This window comes from Amycolatopsis sp. cmx-4-54 (assembly GCF_046548895.1).
Classification (GTDB): domain Bacteria; phylum Actinomycetota; class Actinomycetes; order Mycobacteriales; family Pseudonocardiaceae; genus Amycolatopsis.
The window spans coordinates 221,953-239,814 of record NZ_JAEBEJ010000004.1 but is presented as its reverse complement, the minus strand read 5'-3'; the positions used below and the strand labels follow the sequence as shown (position 1 = coordinate 239,814).

The following is a 17,862-nucleotide window of genomic DNA, read 5'->3' as shown; positions in this document are numbered from 1 at the left end:
TGCGGGAATGCATGAGGGCGCACGCGCGAAAACTGGATGCCGTGCTCCGAGTCGGCTATCAATGGAGGCGTGGCGATACGCGCGTCGCCCAGTGAGCGACTTAGGTATTGGAGCAACGGTGTCTCTTCTGGGAAGCGGTCAATTCGCCGTTCCGCCCGGTTATCTGAACACGCCCAGTATCGGCATCCCGCCGTCGCACGTGGCCGACGCCGTGGCCGAGGCGGTCGAGCGGTGGCGCCGAGGCGAAGCCCGCCCGACGGACTTCGACGAGCCCGTCGCGCGGACCAGGGCGGGCTTCGGCGCGTTGATCGGGGTCCCGGCGGAGCGGGTCGCGATCGGGGCGTCCGTTTCGCAGCTGATCGCGAACGTGGCCGCCGGCCTGCCCGACGGCGCCAGCGTGCTGGCCGCCGGGAACGACTTCACGAGCGTGACCTTCCCGTTCGCGGCCCAGGCACACCGCGGGGTGAAGGTCACCGAAGTCCCGTTGGCCGAGCTGGCCGCGCGCGTCGAAGGGCACGACCTCGTCGCGGTCAGCGTCGTCCAGTCGGCCGACGGTGCCCAGGTCGACCTGGAGGCGCTCCGGGCCGCGGCCGAGGCGGCGGGCGCCGCGGTCCTGCTCGACGCCACCCAGGCCGCCGGCTGGCAGCCACTGGACCTCGGCTGGGCCGACTGGGTGGTCGCCGCCGGATACAAGTGGCTCCTCGCGCCGCGCGGGGCCGCGTGGCTGGCCGCGCATCCGCGGGTGCTGGAGCGGGCGGTACCGGTCGCCGCGAACTGGTACGCGGGGGAGGACCGCTGGCAGACCGTCTACGGCCTCCCGCTACGGCTCGCCGAGGGCACTCGCTCGCTCGACCTGTCCCCGGCCTGGCTCGCGTTCGTCGGCGCCGCGGTCTCGCTGGACTACCTCGCGTCGCTGGACCTCGCCGCCGTCCGCGCGCACTGCGTGGGGCTCGCCGACTCACTCCTCGAGGCGCTTGGCTCACCCGGTCAGGGGAGCGCGATCGTCTCGCTCGCCGCCGACGCCCGCCGGGTGGCGGAAGCGGGCATCGTGGCCGGTACCCGGGCCGGAAGGCAGCGATTCGGCTTCCATCTCTACAACACGGCTGACGACGTCGAACGGGTGATAAGCACGTTCGGGTGAACCGCCGGACCGGCGTGAACTACCGTATGTTCCCGTGGTTGGTGCGCAATTTACCCCGGGACCGATGGAAACGGCCCGGCTTCAGCCGGTGCGACCGGCAGGGCCGGGCGGGCCGCCGCCCGCGCCGAATCCGCCGAGGGACACCAAGGGCCTGGCGCTGAAGGGCGCCGGACTGGTCGCCATCGCGGTCGTGTCCGCCCTGCTCTGGTGGCTGATCCGGCACGAGCCGGAGTCCACCCCGGTCGCGGACGTGCCGTCGAAGAGCGGCCAGTTCCAGTACACGCTGGTCGAGGGGCCGCAGGTGACGACCGACTGCGCGAGCAAGGCCTACGGCGACACCAAGAAGTTCTTCACCGAGACGCCGTGCACGCGCCTTTCGCGGGCGCTGTACACGACCGAGGCCGGCGGGAAGAAGGCGCTGGTGTCGGTCGTCCTGGTCACCATGCCCGGCGAGGTCACCGCGACCCAGCTCAAGGCGCTCACCGACAAGGACGGCACGGGCAACGTGTCCGACCTGGTGCGCGACGGGACCTTCAAGGACCAGGGCGCCCCGAAGATCTCCGGGCAGGACGCGGCCTACGACTCCCACGTGACCGGGCCGGAGGTCGCCATCGTGCTGGCCGGTTTCTACAACAAGCAGACCGACAAACAGCTGATCGAGCGGGTCGCGACCGACGCTCTGCGGCTCTCGGGCGACCTGCGCCGCTGAGCGGAGCCCCACCTTCCGGATGCCAGGAAAGGACCTTTCCTTGCGAAATTTGCAAGGAAAGGTCCTTTCCTAGCGCGCGCGGAGGTACCGAAAGGGCCGGTCACCACCGCCAGAAAAGCTCAGGCCGACTGGCCCGGCATCGCGATCGCCACCGGCTTCGCGCCGAACTCCGCCCGCCACGCCGTCCCCCGCCGCGCCGACCCGATCAGCGCGTTCAGCGCCGTCGCCCGCAACGCCGCGTCGTCCGTCCGGTCGATCACGCCGAGCCAGGCCGAAGTCGCGTCCGACTCGGCCGTCGCCACCAGTTCCATCGCCGAATTCGCCTCGGTCACCGGCCTCGGCGGCACGTACGCGGCCTCCGGACCGGTGGGTGGCTGACCCGCCGCGGACAGCATCCGCTCGCAGACGTCCCGTCGTTTGACGTGCTCGGCCGTGCCCCTGGCCACCGCGCCGGTGAAGGCGGCCGGCAGATACGCGCTGACCAGCCCGTACACCCAGATCGCCGCGTGTTCGGCGGCCAGCGCCTGCTGGACGGCCTCCGCGCTCTCCCCGCCGAGCCGGACCCCGGCGGGCACTTCGACCGCTCCGGCGTCGTCGCCGCGGCCGAGCTTCTCCGAACTCTGCTGCAGCGCCGCGCAGCCCGCCGCGATCGAGGCGACCATCCCGGCGCGGTAGCGGGGCAGCGACGGCACCAGGCCCTCGGCCTGCTTGCGGGCCTGGGTCAGCCGTTCCTTGAGGCCGTCCACCGACGACGGCGGGTTCTCCGCGGGACCGGACTGCTCCGGCTTCGGCCGGTTGAGCCGGTCCACCTCGGTCTTGAGCGCCGCCGCGTGCGCGGCCCGCGCGGTGGCCACCGCTTCACCCTCGGCGCCCAGCGCCTTCGCGCCGGCCGCGTCGGTCTCCGCCGCGCGCAGCAAAGGGCCCAGCGGGTCGGGGCTTTCGTCGAAGCCAGGGGAGCAGGCGGACGCCAGCGGCACGGCCAGCGCGGCCAGCGCCCCCATCCGCAGGAAAGTGCGACGGCTCGGCTCTGTCGATCTTCCGGTCACGCCGCCCCATCCTGCCAGTACCCCGCGCGGGGCCGCCGCTCGCGCGTCACACGGGGGTGACCGGATAAGCTGGTCCACTACCGAACCCGGATCCACGCCGCCGGGTCGCCCACAGCCGGACAGGAGCGCTTCACCGTGCCCAACGACCTCGCCAGCAGGCTGGAGCCCATCGTGGCCGAAGCCGTCAAGGCCGCGGGTTTCGACCTCGATTCCTTCGAGGTCCAGCAGGCAGGCCGCCGCCAGCTGGTCAAGGTCGTCGTCGACGGGGACGACGGCGTCGGGCTGGACGAGGTGGCGGGCGTCAGCCGCGCCGTCTCCGCCGCGCTCGACGAGAACGAGCACGTGATCGCCAGCGCGTACACGCTCGAAGTCACCTCGCCGGGTCTCGACCGGCCGCTGACCGTGCGGCGGCACTGGCGGCGCGCGAAGTTCCGCCTCGTCAAGGTCACGCCGTCCGAAGGCGCGGCGTTCATCGGCCGCGTGGGGCACGCGGGGGAGAAATCCGCGCGAGTGCTCGTGGACGGCGAGATCCGGGACGTCCACTACACCTCGGTGACCAAGGCGGTCATCGAGATCGAGTTCAAGCAACCACCTGCCGAGGACCTGAAACTGTTGGAAAACGATGCGTCGGCCCTGAACGCCGCCACCACGGAGCCGAAGGAGGAGCCGAAGTGAACGTCGACATCGCCGCGCTGCGCGCGATCGAACGGGACAAGGACATCCCCTTCGAGACGGTGATCGAAGCGATCGAAACCGCGCTCCTCACCGCGTACAAGCACACCGAGGGCCACCAGTCGCACGCCAGGATCGACATCGATCGCAAGAGCGGGCTGGTCCGTGTCCTCGCGCACACCCTCACCCCGGACGGTCAGACCGACGAGGAATGGGACGACACCCCCGAGGGCTTCGGCCGGATCGCGGCGACCACCGCCCGGCAGGTCATCCTGCAGCGGCTGCGTGACGCCGAGCACGAGAAGACCTTCGGCGAGTTCTCCGCCAAGGAGAACGAGATCGTCGCCGGCGTGGTGCAGCGCGACGCCCGCGCCAACGCCCGCGGCATGGTCGTCATCCAGGTCGGCGACATCGAAGGCGTGCTGCCCGCGATCGAGCAGGTGCCCGGCGAGACCTACGAGCACGGCGACCGGATCAAGGCCTACGTCGTGACCGTCTCGCGCGGCAACCGGGGACCGCAGATCACGCTGTCCCGTTCGCACCCGAAGCTGGTGCACAAGCTGTTCGCCCTCGAGGTCCCCGAAATCGCCGACGGCACGGTCGAGATCGCCGCCGTCGCGCGCGAGCCGGGACACCGGACCAAGATCGCGGTCCGCTCGACGGTGCCCGGCGTCAACGCCAAGGGCGCCTGCATCGGCCCGGTCGGCGCGCGCGTGCGCAACGTGATGAGCGAACTGGCCGGCGAGAAGATCGACATCATCGACTTCTCCGAAGACCCGGCGAAGTTCGTCGGGAATGCGCTGTCGCCCGCGAAGGTTGTTTCCGTACAGGTCGTCGACGAGCGGGCCAAGACCGCTCGGGTCGTCGTCCCGGACTACCAGCTTTCGCTCGCGATCGGCAAGGAAGGGCAGAACGCCCGCCTCGCCGCCCGGCTCACCGGCTGGCGGATCGACATCCGCAGTGACGCCGCCCCTGAGCAGGGTGATGAAGCACACGCCGGGCAGGCGCGGCCCGCCGCGGCAACCGGTTCGGCTGAGTGAAGGTCGAAGCGCTAGACTTACGAGTGGTTCAGAGCCCGCGGCCGGGAACCGACCTCCAGCATGACCGGGAAACTCCGGTCCGCACGTGTGTGGGTTGCCGTAAGCGGGCCTTGATCGGCGAGTTGCTGCGAGTGGTCGCGGCGGACGGGCGGCTGATCGTCGATGAACGTCGGCGGTTGCCGGGCCGGGGTGCCTGGTTGCACCCCGTGCCGGACTGTCTGGCCAAGGCCGAGCGGCGCAGGGCGTTCCCCCGGGCACTACGTGTTCCAGGGTCGCTCGACGCCCAGGGTGTCCACGAACGCCTGGAGCGGCACGCCGAAGGCTAAAGGGCGCCGGGACATCCCCGGTGCCGGATGGAATCAGGAAGCAGGTCGACCCGTCATGAGTCAGCCGTGAAGCTGAATCAATGAACGCGCGACAATAGGACGAGGTCTGCGGGTCTGCCGCCGGCCTCCCCAGATGAGGAGAGCTGTGCCAGGCAAGGCCCGAGTACATGAGCTCGCGAAAGAGCTCGGCATCACCAGCAAGGAAGTTCTCGCCAAGTTGAAGGACCAGGGCGAGTTCGTGAAGTCCGCGTCGTCGACCGTCGAAGCCCCCGTGGCCCGGCGTCTTCGTGACGCGTATTCGTCCAAGGACGGCCAGAGCAAGAAGCCCGTCCCGACTCCCGGCCCGCGTCCGTCGGCGAAGCCCGCTGCCCCGGCTCCGGCCGCGAAGCCCGCTCAGCCCGCGCCCGCGGCGAAGACCGAGGCCCCGGCCGCCCCCGCGGCGTCCGCTCCGGCGGCGTCGGCCCCTTCGGCCCCGGCCCAGCAGCCGTCCCGGCCCTCCACCCCGGGTGTCCGCCCGGGTCCGCGCCCCGGCCCCCGGCAGCCGGCGCCCAAGGAAGAGGTCGCTCCGGCGGCGAAGGCCGCTCCGGCCGAGCCGAAGCAGTCCGAGCCCAAGGAAACCCCGGCAGCCCCGGCCACCCCGCCGGCGTCCCAGACGCCGTCGCAGGGTTCGGTCGTGCCGCCGAAGCCGCAGGGCCCCAAGCCCGGCGGCCCGAAGCCCGGCCCGCGCACCCCGCGTGTCGGCAACAACCCGTTCGGTGTGGGTTCCGGTTCCCCGGCCCCGCGTCCGTCCGGCCCCCGTCCCGGTGGCGGCCAGCAGAGCGGCGACAACCGTCCTCCGCGCCCCGGTGGTGGCCAGGGCGGCGACCGTCCGGCTCCCCGTCCCGGTGGCGGCGCTCCCGGTGGTAACCGGCCGAGCCCGGGCAACATGCCCCCGCGCCCGAACCCCGGCATGATGCCGGGCCGCCCGGCCCGTCCGGCCGGTGGTCCCGGTGGCGGCCGCGGTGGGCCCGGTGGCGGAGCCCGTGGTGGCCCCGGTGGCGGTGCTCGTGGCGGTCCCGGTGGCGGCGGCGGAGGTTTCCGCGGCGGTCCCGGTGGCGGCGGCGGCGGTGGCGGTTTCCGTCCCGGCGGTGGCGGTGGCGGCGGTTTCCGTCCCGGTGGCGGTGGCCCCGGTGGCGGCGGCGGTGCCCCGGCCGGTGGCGGCGGTTTCCGTGGCGGCGGCGGCCGTGGTGGCCCCGGTGGCCGTGGCGGTACCGCGGGTGCCTTCGGGCGTCCCGGTGGCCCCTCGCGCAAGGGCCGGAAGTCGAAGCGGCAGAAGCGCCAGGAGTACATGGACAACATGCAGGCGCCCAGCGTCGGTGGTGTCCGTCTGCCCAAGGGGCAGGGCGAGACGATCCGTCTCCCGCGTGGTGCCTCGCTGACCGACTTCGCCGAGAAGATCGACGCCAACCCGGCTTCGCTGGTGCAGGTGCTCTTCCACCTCGGTGAGATGGTCACCGCGACGCAGTCGGTGTCCGACGACATCCTGGAACTGCTCGGCGGCGAAATGAACTACAACGTTCAGGTCGTCAGTCCCGAGGAAGAGGACCGGGAGCTGCTCGAGACCTTCGACATCACCTACGGCGAAGACGCGGGTGAGGAAGAGGATCTGCAGGTCCGTCCGCCGGTCGTGACCATCATGGGTCACGTCGACCACGGTAAGACCCGGCTGCTCGACACGATCCGCAAGACGAAGGTGCGCGAAGGTGAAGCCGGTGGCATCACCCAGCACATCGGCGCCTACCAGATCGAGACCGAGCTCGAAGGCAACCCGCGTCTGATCACCTTCATCGACACCCCGGGTCACGAGGCGTTCACCGCCATGCGTGCCCGTGGTGCCAACTCGACCGACATCGCGGTGATCGTGGTGGCGGCCGACGACGGTGTGATGCCGCAGACGGTCGAGGCGATCAACCACGCGCAGGCAGCCAAGGCGCCGATCGTGGTCGCGATCAACAAGATCGACAAGGAAGGCGCGAACCCGGACAAGATCCGGCAGCAGCTGACCGAGTACGGCCTGGTCGCCGAGGAGTACGGCGGCGACACGATGTTCGTCGAGATCTCCGCGCGGCAGAACATCAACATCGACGGCCTGCTCGAGGCGATCCTGCTGACCGCCGACGCCGCGCTGGACCTCCGGGCCAACCCGGCCATGGAGGCCCAGGGTGTCGCGATCGAGGCCCACCTCGACCGCGGCCGCGGTCCGGTGGCCACGGTGCTGGTCCAGCGAGGCACGCTGCGGGTCGGTGACTCGGTCGTGGCGGGTGACGCCTACGGCCGCGTCCGCCGGATGGTCGACGAGCACAACGTCGACGTCACCGAGGCGTACCCGTCGCGTCCCGTCCAGGTCATCGGGTTCACCTCGGTGCCGGGTGCGGGCGACACCTTCCTGGTGGTCGACGAGGACCGCGTCGCCCGGCAGATCGCCGAGCGCCGCTCCGCCCGGACGCGCAACGCCCTCAACGCGTCGCGCCGCAAGCGGGTCAGCCTCGAGGACCTCGACTCCGCCTTGAAGGAGACGAACAGCCTCAACCTGATCATCAAGGGTGACAACTCCGGTACCGTCGAGGCGCTGGAAGCCTCGCTGGTGCAGCTCGAGGTCGGCGACGACGTCGAACTCAACGTCGTGCACCGCGGTGTCGGTGGCGTCACCGAGTCCGACATCGACCTGGCGACCGCGTCCGACGCGATCGTCCTGGGCTTCAACGTCCGTGCGCAGGGCAAGGCGACCGAGCGGGCCACCCGCGAAGGCGTCGACGTCCGGTACTACACGGTCATCTACCAGGCGATCGAGGAGATCGAGCAGGCCCTGAAGGGCATGCTCAAGCCGGAGTACGAAGAGGTCGAGCTCGGCAAGGCGGAGATCCGCGACGTCTTCAAGTCGTCGAAGATCGGCACCATCGCCGGTTGTCTCGTCATCTCGGGCGAGATCCGCCGCAACGCGCGGGCCCGCCTGCTCCGCGACGCGACCGTCGTCGCCGAGAACCTGCCGATCAGCTCGCTGCGGCGGTTCAAGGACGACGTGGTCGAGGTCCGCGACGGGTACGAGTGTGGTCTGACGCTGGGGTCGTACAGCGACCTCAAGGTCGGCGACATCATCGAGACCTACGAGCAGCGCGAAAAGCCGCGTGCGTAAGTGACAAAGCGGCGCTTCCCCGCATCTGGGCGGGGGAGCGCCGCTTCACCTTCGAAACAACCCAGAACCCCCCATGTTCGTAGGAGCTCTTGAGCTCGACATCCTGCTGGGCGACGTCCACTCGCTCAAGCAGAAGCGATCCGTGATCAAGCCGGTGCTGGCCGAGGTGCGCAGGCGTTTCGACGTCTCCGTCGCCGAAGCCGGCCATCAAGATCTGCACCGGCGCGCGCTGATCGGTGTGGCCGTGGTCGCCGCGAGTGGCGAGCAGGTTCGTGACGTGCTCGACTCGTGTGAGCGCCTCGTGGCCGGAAGGCCGGAGTTCGACCTGCTCTCCGCCCACCGCCGGCTGCTCGGCCCGGACGACTAAGCGAAATCTTTCGAGGAGACGAATCCCATGGCCGACCCCGCTCGGGCTCGTAAGCTCGCCAAGCGGATCTCACAGATCGTCGCGCACGCGATCGAGCACGACATCAAGGATCCGCGGCTCAACCACGTGACGATCACCGACACGAAGATCACGGCGGATCTGCACGACGCCACGGTCTACTACACGGTGCTCGGCGAGAACCTGGAGTCCACGCCCGACCACGCCGGTGCCGCGGCGGCGCTCGAATCCGCCCGCGGTGTCCTGCGCACGAAGGTCGGTCAGGGCACGGGTGTTCGCTACACTCCGACGCTGGCCTTCGTGGCCGACAGCATTCCTGAGGACGCCAAGCGCATCGAAGACCTCCTCGCGAAGGCACGGGAAGCCGACGCGGAGGTCGCCAGGCGGGCGACCGGGGCACAGCACGCCGGCGAAGCCGACCCGTACAAGCCGCCGCGGGAAGAGGCCGAGGACGATGAGTTCGCCGATGAGGAGACCCGTAGCTGAGGGAGTGGGCCACGCCGTGAGCCGGCGTGGCCTGCTGCTGGGAGCCGCGGCTCTCGGCGGCTCGGCGCTGATTTCCGCTTGTGGCGCCGAAAAGCCGCCGCTGATGGGGCCGCCGCCGGTCGCCCCGCCGAGCACCCCGACGCCGCTCACCGAAGCGGTCACGGTGCAGAAGATGCGGTCCGCGGCGCGGAACCGCGACGTCAACCTCGTCATCATCGCGCCGGACGGGGTGTCGCGGGCCGGGATGCCGGTCTGCGTCGCCCTGCACGGTCGCGGCGCCGACGCGCGGACTTTTCTGAACCTCGGCGTGCAGGACGCGCTGAACCGGACCGTCGCGGCCGGGCGGCCCGGGTTCGCGGTGGCCGCCGTCGACGGCGACAACTACTGGGTGGACGTCGGCAAGGACGACGACCCGCAGCGGATGCTGTCCGACGAACTGCCCGGCTGGCTCGCCCAGCGCCGGCTGCGGCCGCCGTCGGCGATGTTCGGGATCTCGATGGGCGGGTTCGGCGCACTTCGCTACGCCCGTGACCACAAGGACCTCAAGGCCGTCGCCGTCGCCAGCGCGGCGTTGTTCGTGAGCTGGCCCGATGCCAAGTCCCGCAAGGTCTTCGCGGATCGCGCCCACTGGGAATCGCACGAGCCGTTGCTGCACACCGGCGATCTTTCCGCCGAAGCGACCGGGGTGTGGTGCGGGAACTCGGATCCCTTCGCCCCCGCCGACCGCAAGCTCATCAAGGCAGTGGACCCCGCCGTCGCGAAGATGTCACCCGGCGCGCACAACGACGACTACTGGCGCGGGATCATGCCGGACGTGCTGAAGTTCGTGGGGGACCGCATCGCCTGACCCCGCGTTTCGTCCTCTGGATGCGGTAGTGCGCGATGCCGGCTACCGCGTCCAGAGGACGAAACGCGGGGGAAAGCGGTCAGCAGGCCGACGCCGATCGCGAGGACCAGGAGCGCTCCGAACCCCCACGGTGGCAACAGGGTTCTGCCGTCGGGGTGGGTGCTCACGACGAGCCATGTCGAAACACCCGCCGCGACCGCGACCCATGACACCGGCCACGCGGCCGCCGCTCCGAGCACCAGCGGCCAGGTGAAGTACCAGGGCAGCGTCACCGGCGCCAGCACCACCGTGGCCAGCAGCGCCGCCGCGGCCCCGCGGACAGCGGTCGCACCACCCGCGCGCGAACGCCACCACGACCAGGCCACCAGGCAGGCGAGGACGCCCCAGCCCGCCATGCGGCAGGCCGCCACGGCCCCGGTCGCGGAGGGCAGGGCCGCCTCGACGATGTTCCCCACCGCGGTCGGGATCGACAGCCAGGGTTCCAGCACCGAGTTCCTGCTCAGCGTCCGGAGCCAGCCGAGATCGACCCCGGCGACGACGGTGCACAGCCCGAAGGTGGTGACCACAATGGACACCGAAGTCACGAACGCGAAGACGTGGTCACGAACCGAGGGTCGCCCGCCGGAACGCCGCGCCGCCCACACCCACACCAGGAACGGCAACGCCACCGCCGCGGGCGCCTTCACCGCGGCGGCCAGCGTGACCAACGCGAACCCCGTGCCCGGTGCGTGGGTGAGGACGAGCGCCGTGCCCGCCGCGAGCAGCCCGGCCATCAGCAGATCGTTGTGCCCGCCCGACACGACGCACAGCACCAGCAGGGGATTCGCCACCGTCATCCACAGCGCGCGTTCCGGCCGGGCGCCGAGGTGACGGCAGAGGACGGGCACGGCGAAGCAGAGCAACGCCAGCCCGGGCAGTAGCGCGAGCCGGGTCAGGAAGACCCCGAGGAGGACGTTCTCCCCGGTCACGGCGAGCACGCCCTTCAGAATCAGGATCTGCAGCGGCCCGTACGGCGACGAAATCGACAACCAGTCGCCGGCGGCGCTGCCGGTGATCGGCGAGGGCGGGAGCTCGGCGGGAACGTGCTTGTACGGGTCCAGACCGGCGTGTGCCACGGCACCCTGTGCGAGATAGGTATAGAGGTCGGTGCTGAACAACGGTGGCGCGCAGAGCAGCGGAACGCACCACAGCCAGGTCGTCCGCACGATCTCACGCGCACTCGCCGCCGACTGTCCTAATCGGACCCAAGCCGCCAGGATCAGGACGACGCCGATGTACAGCGACACGGTGGCGAGTGTCCTGCTGGGGACGGGATCCCGCCCCGTCGCGCCTGCCTCGAACGCCCCGAAGGCGGCCAGCACAGACCCGGCCAGGCCCACGCTCTTACCGGTGAAGATCATGCGGCAGGTCTAGTCGGCGGAGGATCCCGGGCCGTTAAGATCGGCTTTTATCGGGCCTTTATCCGTGCGTCGTTCTACTTGGGCCGGTGGGGAGCGGTTGATGCGCGTACTGGTGGCCGAAGACGAACGGATGCTGGCGGACTCCATCACGGAGGGCCTGCGGCACCTCGGCATGGCGGTGGACGTCTGCTACGACGGCGACGCCGCGCTCGAACGCGTCGCGGTCCACCGCTACGACGTCGTTCTCCTCGACCGCGATCTGCCGCTGGTGCACGGCGACGAGGTCTGCCGGAAGATCGCCGAAGGCGACGGGGAGACCCGCGTGCTGATGCTCACCGCGGCGGCGGGCATCCGCGATCGTGTCAGCGGGCTCGGCCTCGGCGCGGACGACTATCTCACCAAGCCGTTCGCCTTCGCCGAACTCGTCGCCCGGGTGCACGCGCTGGCCCGGCGTGCCCGCCCGGCGCTGCCGCCCGTGCTCGAGGGCGCCGGCGTCGAACTGGACCCGGCGAAGCGGTTCGCGTCCCGCGACGGTCGGCCGTTGTCGTTGTCCCCCAAGGAGTTCGCCGTCCTCGAGGTGCTGTTGCGCGCCGAAGGACGGGTCGTCAGCCCGGAAGAACTGCTGGAGAAGGCATGGGACGAACACGCGGACCCGTTCACGAACACGGTGCGGGTCACGATGATGACCTTGCGGAAGAAGCTCGGGACACCGCCGGTCATCCACACCGTGGCCGGGGCGGGCTACCGGCTGGGCGGGTGAGGCGGGCCCGTGCGTCGGTGCGCGGCCGCGTCGAACTGGTTCTCCTCGGCGCCCTGCTCGCGCTACTGGTGCTCACGTATCCGCTCGGCAAGGCGGCGGGCATGGTGCTCGGGACGTTCGTGGACCGCGATTTCTGCCCGCGGGGTACCGGCTGCGCCGACACGGCGGGCGGGCTCTTATGGCTCCTGCCGCTGGTCGCGGTGGCCGCGCTCCTCATCTCGATACGGCGCCCGGTGGCATCGTGGGTGCTGCGGCCGTTGCCCGATCTCACCGCCACCATCGAGCAGCTGGGACCGCGGAATCTCGGTCAGCGCATGCGATCGGATCAGGCCGACGGCGAAGTGCGGGCGCTCGCCGTCGCGGTGAACGGGATGCTCGACCGGGTAGCCGTCGGTTTCGAAGGACAACGGAGGTTCGCCGCGAACGCGTCACACGAGCTGCGCACCCCGCTCGCGGTGCAGCGGACGCTGGCCGAGGTCGCCATGGTCACCGGTGGGGCCGACGACGTCCAGCGGCTGGCCACGCAACTGCTGGTGGTCAACGAACGCAACGAACGGCTGATCGAGGGACTGCTCGTGCTGGCCGAGGCGGACCGGGGGCTGCCCGGAACGGTGCCGGTCCGGCTGGACGAACTGGTGGATTCGGTGCTCGCCCGGTACGCCGAGCGGCTGGCCGAGCACGACCTGACCCTGCGCCACGAAGCGACGGAACGACCCCTGCTCGGAGACCCCATCCTGCTGGAACGGCTGATCGAGAACCTGGTCGACAACGCGATCAAGTACAACCAGCCGGGTGGCCGGGTCGAGGTGGTCGTCGGTGGCGAACCCGCGCTGAGTGTGCGGAACTCCGGCGAACGCGTACCGGCCGAATCGGTCGACGCGTTGTTCCAGCCCTTCCGGCGGCTCACCACCGACCGCGTGAACCACCGCGGCGGCGCCGGGCTCGGACTGTCCATCGTGCACTCCATCACCAGCGCGCATCGCGGCCGGGTGACCGCCGTGCCGGGACCGGACGGCGGTCTGCGCGTCGACGTGGTGCTGCCCTGACCTGGCTCCGGGGCGGCGGTCAGGCCGGTTTCGCCGCGACGATCAGATCCCGCACGATCGCCTGGTCCACCCGGTGCGCGAACTCCGCGAACGGGCCGTCCTCGCGGACTTCCAGCCCGGCCTTGTCCAGGATCGCGGCGAGTTCCGCACGGGGCGCGACGTTGGTGTTCCAGGAGATGCCGAGCGCGCCGCCGGGCCGCAGCACCCGCGTCCACACCGGGACCGCGGCCGCGAGCAGGTCGCGCGGGCTGCGCGCGAGCGACGCGTCCTGGGTGCGGTGGCTGCCGTGCTGCACGCCGTACGGGGCGTCGGTGACGATGAGGTCCACCGAGTTCGGCCGCAGCAGTTCGTCGGTGGTGAGTGTGTCGCAGTTGAGGTAGCTCAGCTTGCGGACCTCCCCCGCCTTGTACTGCTCCTTGGTGATCCCGAAGCCGATTTCGAGCCGCCTGCCGAGGCGGACCTTGTTGCGCCGGACCTGACCGGATTCGGCGCTGTGCTTGATCCGCTTCTGCTTCAGCCACGTCTTGACGAACAGCTCGTAGGAGTCGAAATCCTTGCCGTCGACGTCGAGGCCGGTCGCGTCGAAGCCGTACATCATCGCCTGGTTCAGCGTGGTGCCGCGGCCACAGAGCGGATCCAGCAGATGCAGCGGTTCGTCCAGCATCGCCGCCGGGTTCGCCGTCGACATCAGGGTGACGTTGACGAGCAGTTTGGTGAACAGCTCGTTCGTCTTGCCCGGATACTTCTGGATGGTCAGCAGATCCGAGTCGAAGTTCGCGAGCGGGCTGATCGTCACCGGCTTCAGGACGCCGTCGCCGAGTTCGAACAGCGCGTACAGCGCGGAAAGGTTCGAAAGGAGCGCGAGATCGCGTTCGCTCAGCGGGGCGGGCGTGGTGAAGGTGAGGTAGCCGACGCCACCGAGTTCCGTCTCGCCGATCTCGGAGACCACGGTCTCCAAGGCGGACAGACCGAACACCGCCAGCTCCGCGCGCAGCAGGGCCGGAGTGGAGTCGGTGTAGACCCGGTTGGCGGACGGGTAGACCAGGATCGCGTACTCGGACATCCGGTAGAGCGTAGCTTGACTGACTGTGACAGCGACTCCAGTGCCGAACCTGAAGGAAGCCGCCGCCCTGCTGGCGCGCGCGAACGACGTGACCCTGCTCGGCCATGTCCGCCCGGACGCCGACGCGCTCGGCAGCGCGCTGGCGCTGGGCCGGGCGCTCCAGCTGCGCGGCGGTGTCAAGGTCCGCGTCTCGGTCGGTGAGCCCGAGGAGATGCCCGAGACCCTGCGGAGCCTGGACGTCGGCGGGCTCTACGTCCCCGCGAGCGAGCTGCCGGAGAGTGAGCAGCTGCTGATCGCGCTCGACACGCCCACGCCGGGCAGGCTCGGGAAGCTCGCGTCGCGGGTGGACGCCGTCCGCGCGGCGGGCGGCGACGTCCTGGTGATCGACCACCACGCGTCCAACGTCTTCTACGGCACACACCACGTCGTCGACGACACCGCCGAAGCCACCGCCGTCCTCGTTTTCGCGTTGCTGGCCGAACTCGGTACCGAGATCGACGAGCCGATCGCGCGCTGCCTGTACGCGGGGCTCGTCACCGACACGAGCGGGTTCCGCCGGGCACGGCCGTCGACCCATCTGATGGCCGCGAAGCTGCTCGAAGCCGGTGTCGACCCGGACAAGGTGGTCCGCGAGATCGTCGACGATCACCCGTTCGCGTGGTTGCCGATGCTTTCCGACGTCCTCGCGGGTGCCCGACTCGAGCCGGACGAGGCACGCGGTTTTGGCCTGGCGCACGCCGTGGTGACCCTTGACGCCGCGCGGTCCGTGCGCGCCGAGGAGGTCGAAGCGGTCATCGACGTCGTCCGGTCCACTCGCGAGGCCGGCGTCGCCGTGGTGCTCAAGGAAGCCGAACCGACCGGACCTCGGCAGCGGTGGACGGTCTCGCTTCGCTCGGCGGGCGGCGTCGACGTCTCGGCGGCCGCGGGGGAGCTGGGTGGCGGCGGACATCGCCAGGCCGCCGGATGCACCACGGAGGGCACGGCGGACGAGGTGCTCGGCAAGCTGCGGGAAGCACTGTCGAGGGCGCCGCTGCTGTGACGGTGTCATCGTAATTTCATCGGTGGTTCCTAACGTGAGCCACGATGAACGACCGAACCTCGCTCCGCCGCCGGATCCTGGTCACGCTGGGCGTGATCGCGCTGTTCCGGCTGGGCCAGAGCCTGCCTGCTCCCCACGTGACCGTCCGCCTGCCGGAAGCCGACCACCCGGTGCGCTGGATCCTCGACCTCCTCACCGGCGGCGGCCTGGCCACCCTGCCGGTGTTCGCGTTCGGCGTCCTGCCCTGCCTTGCCGCCCCGCGGCTCCTGCGGGGACTGATCGTCCTGATCCCGCGGCTGGCCGCGCTCCGGGCCGAAGGTGAAGCCGGGGCCCGGGTGCTGAAGCGGTACCAGCGGCGGCTCACCGTCGCGCTCGGCCTGCTGGGGGCCGTCGGCGTGGTCGTGTCCGGCGGGCAGGACGTCCTGGACGGAGCCGTGACGGTGGCGTGCCTCACCGGGGGCGCCGCGCTGGTCCTGCGGCTGACCGAGGTGATCACCGACCGCGGTTTCGGCGACGGCGTCCGGATCCTGCTGCTCGCGCAGATCCTGGCGGTGCTGCCCGCGGGGTTCCTGCGCCTGTACGAAAAGGCGGGCTGGACCACGATCGCGGTGACGACGGTGGTGACGCTGTCGATCACGATGCTGACGATCGTCCTCGCGCAGGGACAACGCCGCGTCCCGGTGCAGTACGCCAAGCGGATGATCGGCAGGCGCGCTTTCGGCGCGACCCCGACCTATGTTCCCCTTCGCTTCCCCCAAGCGAACAGTCCGGCCGTCGTCGCCGCGGTGCTGCTGTCGGTGCCGGTGTATCACTTCGGCGTGGAAGATCCTGGGTGGATCGCGGTCTACTTCGTCCTCGTCTGTCTCTTCGCCTTCATGCGGGCGGCCACGGCGCAGGACATGGACAAGGTGGCGGGTGAGCTGGCGCGGGTGGCCGGTTTCGTCCCCGGGATCCGGCCGGGCAACCCGACCGCCGAATACCTCGATTACGTGAACCGCCGGATCCTCGCCTTCGGTGCGCTCTGCTCGGGAGTGGTCGCGCTGATCCCGGCCGCCGGTCTGGCCCTGCTGGACGTGGGGCCGATGCCGCTCGTCGCCGGCGTGACCTCGCAGGTGGTCCTGGTCTTCCTCGTCAGTGTCTCGCTCGACACCACGCGGCAGATCGAATCGCTGCGCCGGCAACGACGTTACGAACCCTTTCTCCGCTGAGCGAACGGCTCCGTGCCCTGTTCCGGCAACGCGCGTCCTGGGGCACTTCCCGGCGACTGGGACTGTCGTACCAGACGTCTAGTCTGCGGTGGTGCCTGAAGCCTCCGATATCGACGAGCGCGTCCCGCCGAAACGCGTGCTCGGCCTCGCCGTGCCCGCGCTCGGCGTCCTCGCCGCCGAACCGCTGTACGTCCTGGTGGACACGGCGGTCGTCGGCCACCTCGGCGCGCTGCCGCTGGCCGGGCTCGCCGTCGGCGGTGTCGTGCTGTCGCAGGTTTCGAGCCAGCTGACGTTCCTTTCGTACGGCACCACGGCGCGGACCGCGCGGCTGCACGGCGCGGGTCGTCGTGGCGACGCCGTCCGCGAAGGCGTCCAGGCGACATGGCTGGCGGTGCTCGTCGGGCTGGTCGTGATCGTCGCCGGGCAGTTGCTGGCCGCGCCCATCGCCCGGGTCCTTTCCGGGGACGCCGCGATCACCGACGCCGCCGTCTCCTGGCTGCGGATCGCGCTGTTCGGGACGCCGTTCATCCTGATCACGATGGCGGGCAACGGCTGGATGCGCGGCGTCCAGGATTCCGCGAAGCCGTTGCGCTATGTGCTGGCGGGCAACGGGATCTCCGCCGTGCTGTGCCCGGTGCTGGTGTACGGCGCGGACTGGGGGCTGGAAGGGTCGGCGATCGCGAACGTCGTCGCGCAGGTGATCTCGGCGTCGCTGTTCATCGTGGCCCTGGTGCGGGAGCGGGTCCCGTTGCGCCCGGAGCCGAAGGTGATGCGCGCGCAGCTCGGCCTCGGCCGGGATCTGGTGCTCCGCAGCCTCGCCTTCCAGGCGTGTTTCGTCTCCGCCGCCGCGGTCGCCGCGCGGACGTCCACCGAGGCCGTCGGCGCGCACCAGGTGGTGCTGCAGCTGTGGACCTTCCTCGCACTGGTGCTGGATTCGCTCGCGATCGCCGCGCAGTCGCTCGTGGGGGCCGCCCTCGGCGCCGGGGCGAGCAAACGGGCTCGTGGGCTGTCGCGTCAGATCACCGGCTACGGGTTGGTGTTCGGCTGTTTCCTCGGCGTCGTGTTCGCGTCGGTGGCCGGGGTGCTGCCGCAGGTGTTCACCTCCGACGCGGCCGTGCTCGGCCAGATCCCGCACGCGTGGTGGTTCTTCGTCGCGCTGCAACCGATCGCCGGCGTGGTGTTCGCGCTGGACGGCGTCCTGCTCGGCGCCGGTGACGCCGCCTTCCTGCGCAACGCGACGCTGCTGAGCGCGGCGCTCGGGTTCCTGCCGCTGGTCTGGCTGTCGCTCGCGTTCGGCTGGGGCCTGGCCGGGATCTGGACCGGGCTCTCGCTGTTCATGCTGCTGCGGCTGGCGACCCTGCTGGTGCGGTGGCGCTCGGGGCGGTGGGCCGTCGAGGGCGCCGTCCGCGTTTAGTCCTCTGGCTGCGGTCCTTGCTCGTGCAACTACCGCATTCAGAGGACGAAATGCGGGAGGGGGAGGCGTGTGGCGAAAAGCACCCGGGTAACGGCTAGGTTTCGTCGT

The 17,862-nt window shown here is 70.7% G+C and carries 17 protein-coding genes; 14 read left to right on the top strand and 3 right to left on the bottom strand.

From position 1 onward, the window contains the following. Positions 1 to 118: 118 nt before the first annotated feature. Together ACLJQ7_RS14960 and ACLJQ7_RS14955 are read left to right on the top strand one after the other, a co-directional pair. A complete protein-coding gene (locus ACLJQ7_RS14960) occupies positions 119 to 1,141 on the top strand; it encodes an aminotransferase class V-fold PLP-dependent enzyme (RefSeq protein WP_410648807.1) in 1,023 nt (340 codons plus the stop codon). 88 nt (positions 1,142 to 1,229) lie between these two features. After that, positions 1,230 to 1,850 carry a hypothetical protein gene (locus tag ACLJQ7_RS14955; protein ID WP_410649201.1) on the top strand — a complete coding sequence of 207 codons (621 nt, stop codon included), beginning with the start codon at positions 1,230 to 1,232 and terminating at the stop codon, positions 1,848 to 1,850. A gap of 119 nt (positions 1,851 to 1,969) precedes the next feature. Here ACLJQ7_RS14955 and ACLJQ7_RS14950 read toward each other — a convergent pair whose 3' ends face one another. Continuing rightward, a complete protein-coding gene (locus ACLJQ7_RS14950) occupies positions 1,970 to 2,896 on the bottom strand; it encodes a ferritin-like domain-containing protein (RefSeq protein WP_410648806.1) in 927 nt (308 codons plus the stop codon). A gap of 135 nt (positions 2,897 to 3,031) precedes the next feature. Between ACLJQ7_RS14950 and rimP the strand changes: the two genes are divergently transcribed. The 7 genes from rimP to ACLJQ7_RS14915 all read left to right on the top strand — a co-directional run bounded on the left by rimP (position 3,032) and on the right by ACLJQ7_RS14915 (position 9,824). Next, positions 3,032 to 3,571, top strand: a complete 540-nt coding sequence (gene rimP, locus ACLJQ7_RS14945) for a ribosome maturation factor RimP (protein ID WP_410648805.1) — start codon at positions 3,032 to 3,034, stop codon at positions 3,569 to 3,571. Next, positions 3,568 to 4,608 (top strand): transcription termination factor NusA, encoded by a 1,041-nt coding sequence (nusA, locus tag ACLJQ7_RS14940; protein ID WP_410648804.1) that lies wholly within the window; start codon positions 3,568 to 3,570, stop codon positions 4,606 to 4,608. Before rimP ends, nusA begins: the two co-directional genes overlap by 4 nt. A gap of 23 nt (positions 4,609 to 4,631) precedes the next feature. Further along, positions 4,632 to 4,934, top strand: a complete 303-nt coding sequence (locus ACLJQ7_RS14935; RefSeq protein WP_091597421.1) for a YlxR family protein — start codon at positions 4,632 to 4,634, stop codon at positions 4,932 to 4,934. 145 nt (positions 4,935 to 5,079) lie between these two features. Then, positions 5,080 to 8,106 (top strand): translation initiation factor IF-2, encoded by a 3,027-nt coding sequence (gene infB, locus ACLJQ7_RS14930; RefSeq protein ID WP_410648803.1) that lies wholly within the window; start codon positions 5,080 to 5,082, stop codon positions 8,104 to 8,106. Positions 8,107 to 8,179: 73 nt separating this feature from the next. After that, complete coding sequence (locus ACLJQ7_RS14925) at positions 8,180 to 8,473, top strand: DUF503 domain-containing protein (protein WP_034312220.1); 294 nt, start codon at positions 8,180 to 8,182, stop codon at positions 8,471 to 8,473. A gap of 27 nt (positions 8,474 to 8,500) precedes the next feature. Further along, positions 8,501 to 8,977 carry a 30S ribosome-binding factor RbfA gene (gene rbfA / locus ACLJQ7_RS14920; protein ID WP_005168622.1) on the top strand — a complete coding sequence of 159 codons (477 nt, stop codon included), beginning with the start codon at positions 8,501 to 8,503 and terminating at the stop codon, positions 8,975 to 8,977. After that, the gene (locus tag ACLJQ7_RS14915; protein WP_410648802.1) at positions 8,958 to 9,824 is read left to right on the top strand and encodes an alpha/beta hydrolase; all 867 of its coding nucleotides are present in this window, start codon (positions 8,958 to 8,960) and stop codon (positions 9,822 to 9,824) included. Before rbfA ends, ACLJQ7_RS14915 begins: the two co-directional genes overlap by 20 nt. On the opposite strand, the gene mptB is transcribed toward ACLJQ7_RS14915, so the two are convergent. Beyond that, positions 9,767 to 11,224, bottom strand: a complete 1,458-nt coding sequence (gene mptB, locus ACLJQ7_RS14910) for a polyprenol phosphomannose-dependent alpha 1,6 mannosyltransferase MptB (protein WP_410648801.1) — start codon at positions 11,222 to 11,224, stop codon at positions 9,767 to 9,769. The two genes, ACLJQ7_RS14915 and mptB, sit on opposite strands and share 58 nt — an antisense overlap. A gap of 100 nt (positions 11,225 to 11,324) precedes the next feature. Here mptB and ACLJQ7_RS14905 point away from each other — a divergent pair, with 100 nt between their 5' ends. Together ACLJQ7_RS14905 and ACLJQ7_RS14900 are read left to right on the top strand one after the other, a co-directional pair. Continuing rightward, positions 11,325 to 11,984, top strand: coding sequence for a response regulator transcription factor (locus tag ACLJQ7_RS14905; protein ID WP_410648800.1), 660 nt, complete (start codon positions 11,325 to 11,327; stop codon positions 11,982 to 11,984). Continuing rightward, positions 11,981 to 13,030 carry a sensor histidine kinase gene (locus tag ACLJQ7_RS14900; protein ID WP_410648799.1) on the top strand — a complete coding sequence of 350 codons (1,050 nt, stop codon included), beginning with the start codon at positions 11,981 to 11,983 and terminating at the stop codon, positions 13,028 to 13,030. Before ACLJQ7_RS14905 ends, ACLJQ7_RS14900 begins: the two co-directional genes overlap by 4 nt. A 19-nt stretch (positions 13,031 to 13,049) precedes the next feature. Here ACLJQ7_RS14900 and ACLJQ7_RS14895 read toward each other — a convergent pair whose 3' ends face one another. Continuing rightward, on the bottom strand, positions 13,050 to 14,093 hold the full coding sequence (locus ACLJQ7_RS14895; protein WP_410648798.1) for a TRM11 family SAM-dependent methyltransferase: 1,044 nt from the start codon (positions 14,091 to 14,093) through the stop codon (positions 13,050 to 13,052). A gap of 40 nt (positions 14,094 to 14,133) precedes the next feature. Here ACLJQ7_RS14895 and ACLJQ7_RS14890 point away from each other — a divergent pair, with 40 nt between their 5' ends. The 3 genes from ACLJQ7_RS14890 to ACLJQ7_RS14880 all read left to right on the top strand — a co-directional run bounded on the left by ACLJQ7_RS14890 (position 14,134) and on the right by ACLJQ7_RS14880 (position 17,754). Beyond that, entirely contained in the window at positions 14,134 to 15,132 is a 999-nt protein-coding gene (locus ACLJQ7_RS14890; RefSeq protein WP_410649200.1) for a DHH family phosphoesterase, read from the top strand. A gap of 44 nt (positions 15,133 to 15,176) precedes the next feature. After that, positions 15,177 to 16,340 carry a preprotein translocase subunit SecY gene (locus ACLJQ7_RS14885; protein WP_410648797.1) on the top strand — a complete coding sequence of 388 codons (1,164 nt, stop codon included), beginning with the start codon at positions 15,177 to 15,179 and terminating at the stop codon, positions 16,338 to 16,340. Positions 16,341 to 16,428: 88 nt separating this feature from the next. Continuing rightward, the gene (locus ACLJQ7_RS14880; protein ID WP_410648796.1) at positions 16,429 to 17,754 is read left to right on the top strand and encodes an MATE family efflux transporter; all 1,326 of its coding nucleotides are present in this window, start codon (positions 16,429 to 16,431) and stop codon (positions 17,752 to 17,754) included. Positions 17,755 to 17,862: the final 108 nt, after the last annotated feature.

What these genes read in the sequence shown, in the direction of transcription:
- ACLJQ7_RS14925 (WP_034312220.1), top strand. Translation starts at nt 8,180, where the DNA reads ATGTTCGTAGGAGCTCTTGAGCTCGACATCCTGCTGGGCGACGTCCAC.
- rbfA (WP_005168622.1), top strand. Translation starts at nt 8,501, where the DNA reads ATGGCCGACCCCGCTCGGGCTCGTAAGCTCGCCAAGCGGATCTCACAG.
- ACLJQ7_RS14915 (WP_410648802.1), top strand. Translation starts at nt 8,958, where the DNA reads ATGAGGAGACCCGTAGCTGAGGGAGTGGGCCACGCCGTGAGCCGGCGT.
- mptB (WP_410648801.1), bottom strand. Translation starts at nt 11,224, where the DNA reads ATGATCTTCACCGGTAAGAGCGTGGGCCTGGCCGGGTCTGTGCTGGCC.
- ACLJQ7_RS14905 (WP_410648800.1), top strand. Translation starts at nt 11,325, where the DNA reads ATGCGCGTACTGGTGGCCGAAGACGAACGGATGCTGGCGGACTCCATC.
- ACLJQ7_RS14895 (WP_410648798.1), bottom strand. Translation starts at nt 14,093, where the DNA reads ATGTCCGAGTACGCGATCCTGGTCTACCCGTCCGCCAACCGGGTCTAC.
- ACLJQ7_RS14885 (WP_410648797.1), top strand. Translation starts at nt 15,177, where the DNA reads ATGAACGACCGAACCTCGCTCCGCCGCCGGATCCTGGTCACGCTGGGC.